This is a genomic window from Variovorax boronicumulans, from assembly GCF_030812215.1.
In the GTDB taxonomy this organism is placed as follows: domain Bacteria; phylum Pseudomonadota; class Gammaproteobacteria; order Burkholderiales; family Burkholderiaceae_C; genus Variovorax; species Variovorax boronicumulans_C.
The window spans coordinates 105,773-119,052 of the sequence record NZ_JAUSSG010000003.1; the positions used below are offsets into that span (position 1 = coordinate 105,773).

Consider the following 13,280-nt stretch of genomic DNA (forward strand, 5'->3'; position numbering starts at 1 on the left):
AAAACGGAGGATGCAGATACAGTTTTCACATTAATTGACAATTTGAAACTGACATTACAGAGGGAGCCGGGTCCATGCACATCCTGCTTGTCGCAAGCGCGTTCAACAGCCTGACGCAGAGGGTTCTCGCCGAACTCCAGGACCATGGCCACACCGTCGGCGTCGCGCTGGCCCTCGGCAACGACGACGCCTTGCGCGAAGCGGTGCGAACGCATGCGCCGGCGCTCATCGTGGCGCCGATGCTCACCACCGCGATCCCCGAGGACATCTGGAGCGCCCACACCTGCCTGATCGTCCACCCCGGTCCGCCGGGCGACCGCGGCCCGTCCTCCCTCGATTGGACGCTGCGGGAAGGCGCGCAAAGCTGGGGTGTCACCGTGCTCGCGGCCGTGGCGGAGATGGACGCGGGCGATGTCTGGGCATGGTCGCCGCTGAAGGTGCCGCCGCTGGCCGGCAAGAGCGATCTCTACCGCGGCGAGGTGGCCGACGCGGCCATCGACGCGGTGCTGCTGGCGGTCGAGCGCTTCGCCTCGGGCAAGTACAAGCCGAAGCGGCAGAAGGCGGCCGATCTCGCGGCGGGCTGGCGTCCGTTCCTGAAGCAGGCGGAGCGCCGCATCGACTGGACCCGCGAATCGACCGAATCGGTGCTGCGCCAGCTGCGCGCCGCCGATTCGCAGCCCGGCGTGCTCGACGAACTGCTCGGCGCGCAGTGGTACCTGCACGGCGCGTACCCCGAAGACGAGCTGCGCGGCACGCCCGGCGAGCTGATCGCCACGCGCGCCGGTGCCGTCTGCCGCGCCACGATCGACGGCGCGGTCTGGATCGTGCAAATGCGCCCCTGGCGCGCGCCGGGCTCGGGGCTTGCCAGCTTCAAGCTGCCGGCCGCCGACGCGCTCGGCGATCTGCTTCCCGCCGGCCTGCCCGAAGTGCCCGCGCCGCTGCAACTGCCGGCCGGCCGCCGCACCTGGACCGACATGCGCTACAGCGAGCATGGCGGGGTCGGCGTGCTGAACTTCTCGTTCCCCGGCGGCGCGATGAGCCGCGTGCAATGCCGCCGCCTGCTGGAGGCCTACCGCTTCGCCCGCACCCGGCCGACCTCGGTGCTCGTGCTCGGCGGCCTGCGCGACTTTTTCTCGAACGGCATCCACCTCAACGTGATCGAGGCCGCGCCCGATCCGGCCGAGGAATCCTGGGCCAACATCCATGCGATGAACGACCTGGTCGAGGCGGTGATCACCACCACCGACCGGCTCACCGTCGCGGCGCTGGGCGGCAACGCCGCGGCCGGCGGCGTGATGCTCGCGCTCGCGGCGGATGAGGTGTGGTGCAGGGACGGCGCCATCCTCAATCCGCACTACAAGCTCATGGGCCTCTACGGCTCCGAATACTGGACCTACACGCTGCCGCGCCGCGTGGGCGAAGCCGAGGCCCAGCGGCTCACGCAATCGGCGCTGCCGGTGAGCGCGAAGCGCGCGGTCGAGCTCGGCATGGCCGAGCGCGTGCTGCAGGCCGCGCCGGAAGAACTGGGCGATGAAGTGATGCGGCTGGCCACGCAACTTGCGGCCTCGCCCGACCTGGCCGCCCGCATCGCGAAAAAGCAGGCGAAACGCGCGGAAGACGAATCGGTGAAACCGCTGCAGCAGTACCGCGATGAAGAACTGACGCACATGCGCCGCAATTTCTTCGACCGCAGCGAGCCGCATGCGGCCTTGCGCTCGGCCTTCGTGCGCAAGGAAAAAGCGCAGCACACGCCCGCGCACGTCGCGCAGCTGGGCCTGCCGCGCTGAATTCCAGTGGCTTACTTACTGTCCGGAATGACCGCGTCGGCTGCCGCGCCCACGGCCTTGCCGGTGATGCGCGCGGTGCCGATGGCCGCGTCGGCGGCCAGGCCGACTGCGCCGGCCCCCACGCTCACGGCGGTGCCTGCGACGGTGACCACCGCGCAGCCGCTCAGCGCGGCGACGAGCGAAAGAAGCAGGAAGGCGCGCAGCAACATGGTGTGATCTCCTCGATCAACGGACCCGCATGCCCGGCGTTGCGCCCGGCCAGGGTTCGAGCACATGGATGCCCGGGTTGGCTTTCTCGTCGCCGTGGCTCGCGGCCAGCACCATGCCTTCGCTGATGCCGAACTTCATCTTGCGCGGCGCGAGGTTCGCGACCAGCACCGTGAGCTTGCCCACGAGCTGCTCGGGCTGGTAGGCCGAGGCGATGCCGCTGAAGACGTTGCGGGTCTTTCCCTCACCGGCGTCGAGCGTCAGGCGCAGCAGCTTGGTCGAGCCTTCGACCTTCTCGCACGCCACGATCTTGGCGATGCGCAGGTCGATCTTCACGAAGTCGTCGATGGTGATCGTGGGCGCGATGGCTTCGCCGCCGGGCAGCGCATCCGCCGCCGCTTCCACGGCTGCGGCAGCCACGGGCTCGGGCGCATCGAACAGCTTGTCGACCACCTTCGCATCGGCACGCTGCATCAGGTGCTTGTATTCGCCGATGGCGTGGCCCGCGGGCAGCGGCTGCGCGGCGTCCGGCCAGGCCAGCGGCGAAATCTTGAGGAAGGCCTCGACGTTCACGGCCAGCGCCGGCAGCACCGGCTTCAGGTACAGCGTGAGCAGGCGGAAGGCCTCGATGCACACCGTGCACACGTCGTGCAGGCGGGCCTCGGCGCCTTCCTTCTTGGCCAGCTCCCAGGGCTTGTTCTGGTCGACGTATTCGTTCACCTTGTCGGCCAGCGCCATCACTTCGCGCAGCGCACGGGCGTAGTCGCGTCCGTCGTAGAGCGAATGGATCTGGCCGGCCGCGTCGCGCAGCGCGAACAACAGCGCATCGCCATCGGCCGACACCTCGCCCAGCTTGCCGCCGAAGCGCTTGCCGATGAAGCCCGCCGCACGGCTCGCGATGTTGATGTACTTGCCCACGAGGTCGCTGTTGACGCGGGCGACGAAGTCCTCGGGGTTGAAGTCGATGTCTTCGTTGCGGCCATTGAGCTTGGCGGCGATGTAGTAGCGCAGCCATTCGGGATCGAGCCCGATCGACAGGTACTTGAGCGGGTCGATGCCGGTGCCGCGGCTCTTGCTCATCTTCTCGCCGCTCACCGTGAGGTGGCCGTGCACGTACACCGCATCGGGCGCCTTGCGGCCGCTAAAGTGCAGCATCGCGGGCCAGAAGAGCGTGTGGAAGGTGATGATGTCCTTGCCGATGAAGTGCACCTGCTCCAGGTCCGGGTCGGCCATGTACTCGGTGTACGAGATGCCGTCGCCGCCCAGCTCGATGCAGCGTTTATCGAGCAGGTTCTTGAGCGAGGCCAAGTAGCCCACGGGCGCGTCGAGCCACACGTAGAAGTACTTGCCGGGCGCATCGGGGATCTCGATGCCGAAGTAGGGCGCGTCGCGGCTGATGTCCCAGTCGCCCAGGCCCCCCTTGCCTTCGTCGTCCTTGTAGAGCCACTCGCGAATCTTGTTCTGCACTTCGGACTGCACATGGCCCGGGGCCGCGGTCCATTCCTTCAGGTAGGCCTCGCAGCGCGGGTCCGAGAGCTTGAAGAAAAAGTGGTCCGAGCTGCGCAGCTCGGGCTTGGCGCCCGAGAGGGCCGAGTAGGGGTTGATCAGCTCGGTGGGGGCGTACACGGCGCCGCACACCTCGCAGTTGTCGCCGTACTGGTCCTTCGAGTGGCAGTTCGGGCACTCGCCCTTGATGAAGCGGTCGGCCAGGAACATGCCCTTTTCGGGGTCGTAGAACTGCTCGACGCTCTTGGTCTCGATGAGGCCGTTGGCGCGCAGGTCGCGGTAGATGTCTTGTGCGAGCTGGTGGTTCTCGGGCGCGTCGGTCGAGTGCCAGTTGTCGAACGAGATGTAGTAGCCGTCCAGGTAGGGCTTGCGGCCCGCGGCGATCTCGGCCACGAAGGCCTGCGGTGTCACGCCGGCCTTGTCGGCCGCGATGGTGATGGCCGCGCCGTGCGCGTCGTCGGCGCAGACGAAGTTGACCTCGGCGCCGTTCATTCGCTGGTTCCGCACCCAGATGTCGGCCTGGATGTACTCCATCATGTGGCCGATGTGGAACTTGCCGTTGGCATACGGCAGGGCGGTGGTGACGAAGAGCTTGCGCGGGGCGGACATCGGGGAGGGCGCTTTCGGGAGTGACGGGCGGGGGAACCGGGCATTTTAGGTGGCCGCGTCCGTCCCGCGCCCGGCCCGGTGTTTGGAGTCACGGGTGATCCATGAAATCACACGAAGGCGCTGTAATACTCGGTCGGGCCCACCATGGCATCCAACCCTTCGAGGCCGTAGCGCTGCCATCCCCATCTGTAGCAATCACTCTCGAAAACCGTGGACACCTTCTTCCTCATGATGTTCGGGCCCGTCGCGGCTGCGGTGGTGGCGTTGGTCTGGCTGGCCTTCGGCGGCTCGCGGTTCGCGCTGGGCGTCACGCTGCTGCTGTCGCTGGGCACGCTGCTGTTCCGGGGCTGGATCGCCTGGACTTTGCGCGACGGTCTGTTCGACTTCTTCACGCCGGAATCGACCGGCCTGCCGGCGTGGCAAAAATTCTGGGCCCGCTTCTGGCTCGAACCACTGATCTGGTGTGCCTTTGCTCTGGCAACGCTGGGGCTGTTTCGCTGGCGCCGTCGCCGGGCCGGCGCCGCCTGATCCGCGCCGCTATGCTTCAAGCCCATGCCGTGCCCGCGGTGCCCCCGATTTGACGTGAGAGAGAACTGCCCATGACCACCCCCATTCCCGCAACCCTCATCCCCGGCGATGGCATCGGCCCCGAAATCGTCGACGCCACCCTCGCCGCGCTCGATGCGCTGAAGGCGCCCTTCACCTGGGACACGCAGATCGCAGGCCTCGGCGGCGTCAAGGCCTCGGGCGATCCGCTGCCCAAGGCCACGCTGGACAGCATCCGCACCACCCGTCTCGCGCTCAAGGGCCCGCTTGAAACACCTTCGGGCGGCGGCTACCGCTCGTCGAACGTGCGGCTGCGGGAAGAATTCCAGCTCTACGCCAACCTGCGCCCCGCGCGCACCATCATTCCGGGCGGCCGCTTCGAGAAGATCGACCTGATGATCGTGCGCGAGAACCTCGAGGGCCTGTACATCGGCCACGAGCACTACGTGCGCATCGACGGCGACCCGCATGCCGTGGGCATGGCCACCGGCATCAACACGCGGCAGGGCTGCCGCCGGGTGCTCGAGTACGCGTTCGAGACCGCCATCGCCACCGGCCGCAAGAAGGTCACGCTGGTGCACAAGGCGAACATCATGAAGGTGCTGACCGGCCTGTTCCTGGAGACCGGCGAGCAGCTCTACGCGGAAAAGTACAAGGGCAAGTTCGAGCTCGACTCGATCATCGTGGACGCCTGCGCGATGAAGCTGGTGCTCAACCCCTGGCAGTTCGACATGCTGGTGACGACCAACCTGTTCGGCGACATCCTCTCGGACCTCGTGGCCGGCCTCGTCGGCGGCCTGGGCATGGCGCCGGGCGCCAACATCGGCACCGACGCGGCGATCTTCGAAGCGGTGCACGGCTCGGCGCCCGACATCGCCGGCAAGGGCATCGCCAACCCCACCGCGCTGTTGTTGGCCGCCGCCATGATGCTCGACCACACGAAGATGCCCGAGCTGGCCACGCGCCTGCGCACGGCCATCGACCAGACGTTGAACATCGACAACGTGCGCACCGGGGACCTGGGTGGCACGGCGAACACCGCTGCGTTCACGAAGGCGCTGGTCAGCCGCATCAACGGCGGTTGATCCGACCGCAGGCGCAAGGCGTGGCCGTGAGAAAGCTTCTGCTTCTGTTGGCCGTCGTCCTTGCGAGCTGCGCGTCCGTGGCGGCGGACCCGCGCTATACGGTCGTGAAGGTCGACCTTCGCGCCGAGAAGCTCGCGCTGTTCCTGAATGACGAAACCGGCGTCGCGTTCAAGCGTTTCGACCGGCTGGATGCCTGGCTGAAGGCGCACGGCAGGCAGCTTCTCTTCGCGGTCAACGCCGGCATGTACCACGCGGATTTCTCTCCAGTCGGGCTCTTCGTGCGCGATGGCCGCGAAGAGGCGCCGCTCAACCTCGCGAGCGGCACCGGCAACTTCTTCCTGAAGCCGAATGGCGTGTTCCTCGTCACCGACGACGGGCCCCGCGTGATCGAGTCTTCGGAGTACCCGGCATTCGCCAGGCGCAGCGGCGTGCGCCTTGCCACGCAATCCGGCCCGCTGCTGCTGCGCCATGGCGCGCTGCACCCGGCGCTCATCCCGAATTCGGACTCGCGCAAGATCCGCAACGGCGTCTGCGCGTCGGGCCACACGGCGATCTTCGTGATGAGCGAGACGCCTGTGAACTTCCACGATTTCGCGCTCTACTTCCGCGACGTGCTGCACTGTCGGGATGCCCTCTACCTGGACGGCACCGTCTCTGCGCTGTATTCGAAGGCATTGGGGCGCAGCGATTTCGTGCGCGAGTTGGGGCCGATACTCGGCGTGGTGTCGCCATGAACCCGTCGGCGGCCCCTTGTGTTTTCACTTTCGAATCCTGCCTCTGAGCCATGTCCACACCGCTGCCCATCCTGTCCCTTCTTGAAACCCGCGTGCTCGGCGTGCTCGCCGAAAAGCAGCGCACCGTGCCCGACAGCTATCCGCTCACGCTCAATTCGCTGGTCTCGGGCTGCAACCAGAAGACCAGCCGCAACCCGGTGCTCGAACTCACCGAGTCGCAGATCCAGTCGGCCATCGACAGCCTGAAGGGCTACAGCCTCGTCGCGGAAAGCAGCGGTGGACGCGCGTTCCGCTACGAGCACAACATCGACCGCGTGCTGCGCATTCCCTCGCAGTCGGTGATCCTGCTCACCGTGCTGATGCTGCGCGGCCCGCAAACGGCCGGCGAACTGCGCATTGCCTGCGACCGCATGCACAACTTCGCGGACATCTCCTCGGTGGAAGGCTTTCTCGAGGAGCTCGCCGAACGGCCGGCTGGTGCGCTGGTGGTGAAGCTGGCGCGGCTGCCCGGCGCGCGCGAAAGCCGTTGGGCGCATCTATTGAGCGGCCAGCCGGCGGAAGAGGCAGCGGGCCCGGCCGGTGCATCGGGCGACGGGGCGTATGCCTCGCACGACGCATCGCTCGGCGAAGTCGCGGCGCTGAAGGCCAACGTGGCGCGGCTCGAAGCCGAGCTGGCGTCGCTGAAGGCGCTGGTGGGGCGGGTGTGTTCGGAGCTTGGGATTTCCGACGCGGGTTGACTGTGACGGTTTTGCGTTTGCGTCTGACCTGCGTTATCTTGCCTCGCACATGAAGCCTCCGGTTTCTCTCATCCTCACCTGCCTGGCGGTTTTCCTTGCCATGGGCGTCGGGCTCATCGTGATCTCACTGGCCATTGCGGCCGTGCTGCCCCGCGGTCACCGAATGGGCGACCACCTGCGCGAATTTGCGGGACGAGTGCCGCTGTTCATGCTCGGCGGCTTCTCGCGGCTGAGTGGCCTCATTCCGCTGGCCATCATCCTGACCGTGATCGTGGCTTGGATCTTCCTGTGAAGTCCGACTGCCCGCATTGCAAGAAGCCCGGTATCACCGGTTTCGCCAAGCGCTGGTCCAACCGCGCCGCGCCCGCGACGTGCGAAGCCTGCGGTGGTCTTTGCCATGTGCTGGCAAGCACGTCCAGCGGCATCTGGGCGGCAGGCGTCCTGATCGTCCTGGTAGCGCTGATCGCCGCCATCGGCCTGCATTCGGCCTGGCTCTTCTCGAGCGGGCTGGTGCTTGCCATCGCCTGCAACCTGCGCGCATGGAAGCGCGCGAGGCTGTGGCCGATTTCCAAGGAGAGCGCGGCCCATGCAACGACCGCGAACTGGTTCGTCACGGGCATCGCGGTGCTTCTCGGGCTTTCCTGACGCGCGCGTCTGCGCGCTGCCTATCCCATCGGTTCCGACCGCACCGGCACATCCAGGCTGACCTTCACCGGGTCCATCGTCACCAGCGTGCGAAAGCGCTTCACGTTGTTGCTCTGGAAGAAAAGCTGCCGGCTCAGCGCGGTGTACTGGGCCATGTCCTGCACCACGAGGATGAGGATGAAGTCCCACTCGCCTGTCACGTAGTAGCACTGCTGCACCTGCGGGCAGGCCCTGAAGCTTTGTTTCATCGCATCGAGCAGGTCGATGCGCTCGCTCTCGACTTCCACCTCGGCCACGATGGACAGCGGGTGGCCCAGCGCGGCGGGAGCCAGCACCGCGCCGTAGCGTCGGATCACGCCGTCGTCGCGCATGCGCTTGAGCCGCCGGTTCACGGCGGCCGTCGACAGGTGGATGCGTTCGCCCAGCTCGCTTTGCGACATGCGGCTGTCGACCTGGATCAGCTCCAGCAGGCGAAGGTCGATGGCATCGAGAGGGGAGGAGGTCATGCAGGCCGTGTACGCAAAAACGTTGCGTCGAAGGGCCCGATTTTGCGTGCCTGTATCGCGGCATTGTCAATAGCATCTCGCCATGAAATTCCCCGACGAACCCTTGCGCGACCAGCTCTCGGGCTGGCGCCGCCAGTTGCATGCGATGCCCGAGACCGGCTTCGAGGAGGCGAAGACCTCGGCCTTCGTCGCCAGCGTGCTGAAGGCGCTGGGCCTGGAGGTGCATGAGGGCATCGGCGGCACCGGGCTCGTCGCGAACCTGAAGGTGGGCAATGGCAAGGGCGTGATCGGCCTGCGCGCCGAGATGGACGCGCTGAACATCGCCGAGGTGCCGGCCGACCGCGCCTACGCCTCGGCCACGCCCGGAAAGATGCACGCCTGCGGCCATGACGGCCACATGTCGATCGTGCTGGGTGCGGCGCGCCTGCTGCGGGAAAGGCAGGATTTCGACGGCACCGTGCGCTTCATCTTCCAGCCGGCCGAAGAACACGGCCGGGGTGCGAAAGCCATGATGGACGACGGCCTCTTCGCGCGCTTTCCGGTCGATGAGATCTACGGCCTGCACAACATGCCCGGCATGCGAGCGGGCACGATTTCGACGCGCACGGGCGGCCTCATGGCGAGCGAGGACAACTTCGTCATCCACGTGAAGGGCCGTGGCACGCACGCCGCGCGGCCGCACATGGGCGTCGATCCGATCGTCATCGGCGCGCAGATCGTGCTCGCGCTGCAGACCATCGTCTCGCGCACGCTGGACCCGGGTGCGCAGGCGGTGGTCTCGTGCACCGAGTTCATCACCGACGGCATCCGCAACGCGATTCCCTCGAACGTGGTCATCAAAGGCGACACGCGCAGCTACGACCCCGAGGTGCAGAAGATGCTGGCGGCGCGCATGCGCGAGATCAGCGAGGGCATCTGCCGCATGCACGGCGCCGGATGCGACTTCAGCTACACGCACGAGTTCGCGCCCACGGTGAACTGGGCCGAATGCATGCCTGTCGCGGTGGCGGCGGCCACGGCCGTGGTGGGGGCGGAGAACGTCGATGCCAACGTGGCGCCGATGATGATTTCGGAGGACTTCGGCGCGTTCCTCAAGGTGGTGCCGGGCGCCTTCGTGTTCCTGGGCAACGGCGCCGAGGGCGCACCCGGCAGCACGCCGCTGCACAACGGCAGCTACGACTTCAACGACGAGGTGCTCGCGACGGGCGCCCGCTATTTCGCGGAAATCGTCCGCCTGCGCCTTCCGCGCTGACCGACAAGACAACCCACTTTTTTCTTTCTGCCCCATGCTGGTCATCAACAAGAACGCCACCCGCGGCGCCTACCCCGGCGAGCTTCGCGACATCCTCAGCATTGCCGAGGCGAGGCGCACGCGCGCCTGGCTCTCGCGCTGGTCGCAGCTCGCGCCCGAACCCACGCCGCTCTGGCACCTGCCCGATTTGGCGGAAGAACTGGGCGTGGCCGGCATCTTCGTGAAGGACGAATCGAAGCGCTCGTCGCTCGGCAGCTTCAAGGCACTCGGCGCGCCGGCTGCGCTGGTGCGGCTCGTCCTGCGGGCCCACGCCGCATGGGACCCGGTGGCGGTGCTGCGCGGCGCGCATGCGGCGGAACTGCAGTCGCTGGTCGTCATCAGCGCCACCGACGGCAACCACGGGCGCGCGCTTGCGGCCGCGGCGCAAAGCATCGGCGTGCGCTGCGTGATCGTGTTGCACAGGCATGTGAGCGTGGAGCGCGAAGCCGCCATCGCGGCTTTGGGCGCGGAGATCGTGCGCATCGAGGGCAACTACGACGCCTCGGTCGCGCACGCGGCCGCGCTGGCGCAGGAGAACGGCTGGCAGGTGGTTTCGGACACCTCCTATGCCGGCTACGAAGACATTCCGCGCGATGTGATGCAGGGCTACGCCATCCTGGCCGACGAGGTGATGGCGCAGCAGGAGGGCACGGCGATGTTCTCGCACGTGATCCTGCAGGGCGGCGTCGGCGGGCTGGCTGCAGGCGTCGCGAGCTACCTGTGGGAGCAGTACGGCGAGCAGCGGCCGACCCTCATCGTCGTCGAGCCGCGCCAGGCCGATTGCCTGCTGCAGAGCGCGATCAACGGCCATGCATCGAATGCCACCGGCAGTGTCGATTCGGTGATGGCCGGCCTCGCTTGCGGGGAAACATCGCCGCTGGCCTGGCGTTTCCTCGCGCCATCGGTCGATGCCTTCCTCACCATCGAGGACGGCGATGCGGTCGAGGCGATGCGCCTGCTGGCGCGAGGCTCGGCGCACGACAGCCCCATCGTGAGCGGCGAATCGGGCGCGGCGGGTATCGCGGCGCTGCGTGTGCTTACGCTGTCGGACGACCTCTGGCGAAAGGTGCGCCTCGACGTGCGCTCGAAGGTGCTGCTGATCAGCACCGAAGGTGCGACCGCACCCTCGGTGTACCGCGATCTCGTCGGAATGGACGCGGACGAAGTCCTGCGCAGGCAGGGCGCGACGGCGCGGCTCTAGTTCAGGCCGCGTCCCACCCGAAGAAACGCAGCACCTCGTCGCGCTGCTTCATCGCATCGGCCCGACCGAGCGCCATCAGCTCGCGCGTGTAGCCCGACTCGAACAGCAGGTAGCTCGCGAGCGCGCCGCCCTTCACGTCGGCCGCGGCCTTCGAGCCGCCCAAGAGGTGCCGCACCGCGCCGGGCAGCGAATCGACATGGCGCGCAGCGATCACGTCCAGGCGCTCCGAAGGCGAGATCACCAGCAGGTCGAGCGGGCGCAGCGAGCTCGACGCGCGCGCCTCCTCGGGAATCAGCCCCAGCGTGTGGTTGATGCGGCGCAGCCGTTCGATGTCCACCGCCAGCGCATCGAGAAAGATGCTCGAGAGCGCGTGGCCCGCGATCTGCGCCATCGTCGGATAGCCGCTGTGCGTGTTGGGCGCGGTGGTCTCGCGCGGCTCGTGCATGCGGCCCGCGCCGATCACCAGGATGCGCTGCGCACCGAGGTGGATGGCCGCCGCGATGGGCGCCGACTGGCGCATCGAGCCGTCGCCGAAGTACTCGGTGTGCCCCTGCATCGGCAGCGCGGTCGCCGGAAACACGAACGGAATCGCCGACGATGCGAGCAGGTGGTGGTGCGTGATGCGGTCGCGCACCGACAGGCGTTGCGAGCGCACCCACGGCTCCATCGGCACCGCGGCCTCGAAGAAGGTGACGTGCTCGCCCGAGCTGTAGCTCGATGCGGTCACTGCCAGCGCCTGCACGTGGCCCTCTTGCATGAGCTGCGGCAGGCGATCGAGCGGCACCATGCGCTGCAGCAGGTCGGCCAGCGGCGCGTTGTCGAGCAGCGACTTGGGCTTGACCCGCATCCAGTTGGCCGCAAAGCGCCCGAAGCCCAGCAGCATGCGCCAGCGCGCGCCGCTGCCGATGACAGAGAGCGAATCGGCGCGGTACACCTGTTCGGCGCGAAAGCTGCGCCACACCTCGGCGATGTGCGCCACCACATGGTCGAAGTCGTCCGCGCCGCAGGCCAGCGCCGCGGCATTGATGGCACCGGCCGAGGTGCCGGTGATGACGGGAAAGGGGTTGCCGGTGCCGGCGGCCGGCCCGGCGGCGCGGCGCATTTCGGCAATGGCTTCGAGTACGCCGACCTGGTAGGCCGCCCGTGCGCCGCCTCCGGTGAGCAGAAGGCCGGTGGCGGGGCTTGTCTCTGTCATCTTGGTTATTGGCAGGCTGGTCGGTGAGGGCTTGGGGAGCGCCTTAGACTACCCGCCATTCAGGAGTTTGATCAATGGCACTCACCCCCGAAGGTCTCATGGACGCGCTCAAGAGCGTCACGGACCCCAACACCCACAAAGAATTCGCGGCGACCCGTTCGCTCAAGAACCTCCAGGTTGCCGATGGCGACGTGTCGTTCGACCTCGAACTCGGCTATCCCGCGAAGAGCCAGCACGCGGCGATCCGCAAGGCGCTGGTGGCGGCGGCCAAGACCGTGCCGGGCGTGGAGAACGTGTCGGTCAACATCGTCACCAAGGTCATCAGCCATGCGGTGCAGCGCGGCGTGCAGCTGATGCCCAACGTCAAGAACATCATCGCGGTGGCCTCCGGCAAGGGCGGCGTGGGCAAGAGCACCACGGCGGCCAACCTCGCGCTCGCGCTGGCGGCCGAAGGCGCCACGGTGGGCCTGCTCGACGCCGACATCTACGGCCCGAGCCAGCCCATGATGATGGGCATCGAGGGCCGGCCCGAGAGCGACGACGGCAAGACCATGGAACCCCTGGAGCGCCACGGCGTGCAGGTGATGTCCATCGGCTTCCTGGTCGATGCCGACCAGGCCATGATCTGGCGCGGCCCGATGGCCACGCAGGCGCTGGAGCAGCTGCTGCGCCAGACCAACTGGAAGGACCTCGACTACCTGATCGTCGACATGCCCCCCGGCACCGGCGACATCCAGCTCACGCTGAGCCAGCGCGTGCCGATGACAGGCGCGGTGATCGTCACCACGCCGCAGGACATCGCGCTGCTCGACGCCAAGAAGGGCATCAAGATGTTCGAGAAGGTCGGCGTGCCGATCCTGGGCATCGTGGAGAACATGGCGGTGCACATCTGCTCGAACTGCGGCCATGCCGAGCACATCTTCGGCACCGACGGCGGCAAGAAGATGGCGGCCGAGTACCAGATGGAATACCTCGGCGCGCTGCCGCTGGACATCAAGATCCGCCTGCAGGCCGACAGCGGTTCGCCCACCGTGGTGGCCGACCCCGACGGCGAGGTGGCCGGCATCTACAAGGCGGTGGCGCGCCAGGTGGCCGTGGGCATCTCGGAGAAGGCGAAGGACTTTTCGTCGAAATTCCCAACCATCTCGATCAGCAAGAACACCTAGGCGTGGGAGCTCGCGTTTGATTCGTCGCGTTGCCGTGCCTGACGTTCGCCGTCCGGAGCGCCAGG

Annotated in this window: 14 protein-coding genes; 10 read left to right on the forward strand and 4 right to left on the reverse strand. The window is 67.4% G+C overall.

What is annotated here, in order from left to right:
* Positions 1-74 precede the first annotated feature (74 nt).
* Positions 75-1,787 (forward strand): enoyl-CoA hydratase-related protein, encoded by a 1,713-nt coding sequence (locus J2W23_RS09815; protein WP_307648567.1) that lies wholly within the window; start codon positions 75-77, stop codon positions 1,785-1,787.
* 11 nt (positions 1,788-1,798) lie between these two features.
* Here the strand turns inward: J2W23_RS09815 and J2W23_RS09820 are convergent, their stop codons facing one another.
* On the reverse strand, positions 1,799-1,996 hold the full coding sequence (locus J2W23_RS09820; RefSeq protein ID WP_176659435.1) for a hypothetical protein: 198 nt from the start codon (positions 1,994-1,996) through the stop codon (positions 1,799-1,801).
* 16 nt (positions 1,997-2,012) lie between these two features.
* Positions 2,013-4,109 carry a methionine--tRNA ligase gene (gene metG, locus J2W23_RS09825; RefSeq protein ID WP_307648568.1) on the reverse strand — a complete coding sequence of 699 codons (2,097 nt, stop codon included), beginning with the start codon at positions 4,107-4,109 and terminating at the stop codon, positions 2,013-2,015.
* Between the two features lie 210 nt (positions 4,110-4,319).
* On the opposite strand from metG, the gene J2W23_RS09830 reads away from it, so the two are divergent.
* The 6 genes from J2W23_RS09830 (at position 4,320) to J2W23_RS09855 (ending at position 7,856) form a co-directional block, all read left to right on the forward strand.
* The gene (locus J2W23_RS09830) at positions 4,320-4,637 is read left to right on the forward strand and encodes a hypothetical protein (protein WP_307648569.1); all 318 of its coding nucleotides are present in this window, start codon (positions 4,320-4,322) and stop codon (positions 4,635-4,637) included.
* Between the two features lie 71 nt (positions 4,638-4,708).
* The gene (locus tag J2W23_RS09835) at positions 4,709-5,740 is read left to right on the forward strand and encodes an isocitrate/isopropylmalate dehydrogenase family protein (protein WP_176659437.1); all 1,032 of its coding nucleotides are present in this window, start codon (positions 4,709-4,711) and stop codon (positions 5,738-5,740) included.
* A gap of 26 nt (positions 5,741-5,766) precedes the next feature.
* Positions 5,767-6,474, forward strand: coding sequence for a phosphodiester glycosidase family protein (locus J2W23_RS09840; protein WP_307648570.1), 708 nt, complete (start codon positions 5,767-5,769; stop codon positions 6,472-6,474).
* 50 nt (positions 6,475-6,524) lie between these two features.
* Positions 6,525-7,211, forward strand: coding sequence for a YceH family protein (locus J2W23_RS09845; RefSeq protein WP_307648571.1), 687 nt, complete (start codon positions 6,525-6,527; stop codon positions 7,209-7,211).
* A gap of 49 nt (positions 7,212-7,260) precedes the next feature.
* On the forward strand, positions 7,261-7,503 hold the full coding sequence (locus tag J2W23_RS09850; RefSeq protein WP_307648572.1) for a hypothetical protein: 243 nt from the start codon (positions 7,261-7,263) through the stop codon (positions 7,501-7,503).
* On the forward strand, positions 7,500-7,856 hold the full coding sequence (locus J2W23_RS09855; RefSeq protein ID WP_307648573.1) for a hypothetical protein: 357 nt from the start codon (positions 7,500-7,502) through the stop codon (positions 7,854-7,856). Before J2W23_RS09850 ends, J2W23_RS09855 begins: the two co-directional genes overlap by 4 nt.
* 20 nt (positions 7,857-7,876) lie before the next feature.
* On the opposite strand, the gene J2W23_RS09860 is transcribed toward J2W23_RS09855, so the two are convergent.
* A complete protein-coding gene (locus J2W23_RS09860) occupies positions 7,877-8,362 on the reverse strand; it encodes an Lrp/AsnC family transcriptional regulator (RefSeq protein WP_307648574.1) in 486 nt (161 codons plus the stop codon).
* An 82-nt stretch (positions 8,363-8,444) separates the two neighbouring features.
* Between J2W23_RS09860 and J2W23_RS09865 the strand changes: the two genes are divergently transcribed.
* Both J2W23_RS09865 and J2W23_RS09870 read left to right on the forward strand, forming a co-directional pair.
* Positions 8,445-9,614: a M20 aminoacylase family protein gene (locus tag J2W23_RS09865; RefSeq protein WP_307648575.1), complete on the forward strand. Its 1,170-nt coding sequence runs from the start codon at positions 8,445-8,447 to the stop codon at positions 9,612-9,614.
* A gap of 34 nt (positions 9,615-9,648) precedes the next feature.
* A complete protein-coding gene (locus tag J2W23_RS09870; protein WP_307648576.1) occupies positions 9,649-10,854 on the forward strand; it encodes a diaminopropionate ammonia-lyase in 1,206 nt (401 codons plus the stop codon).
* 1 nt (position 10,855) lies between these two features.
* Here the strand turns inward: J2W23_RS09870 and J2W23_RS09875 are convergent, their stop codons facing one another.
* Positions 10,856-12,049: a patatin-like phospholipase family protein gene (locus J2W23_RS09875; protein WP_176659444.1), complete on the reverse strand. Its 1,194-nt coding sequence runs from the start codon at positions 12,047-12,049 to the stop codon at positions 10,856-10,858.
* A gap of 74 nt (positions 12,050-12,123) precedes the next feature.
* Between J2W23_RS09875 and apbC the strand changes: the two genes are divergently transcribed.
* A complete protein-coding gene (gene apbC / locus J2W23_RS09880; RefSeq protein WP_176659445.1) occupies positions 12,124-13,215 on the forward strand; it encodes an iron-sulfur cluster carrier protein ApbC in 1,092 nt (363 codons plus the stop codon).
* Positions 13,216-13,280 lie beyond the last annotated feature (65 nt).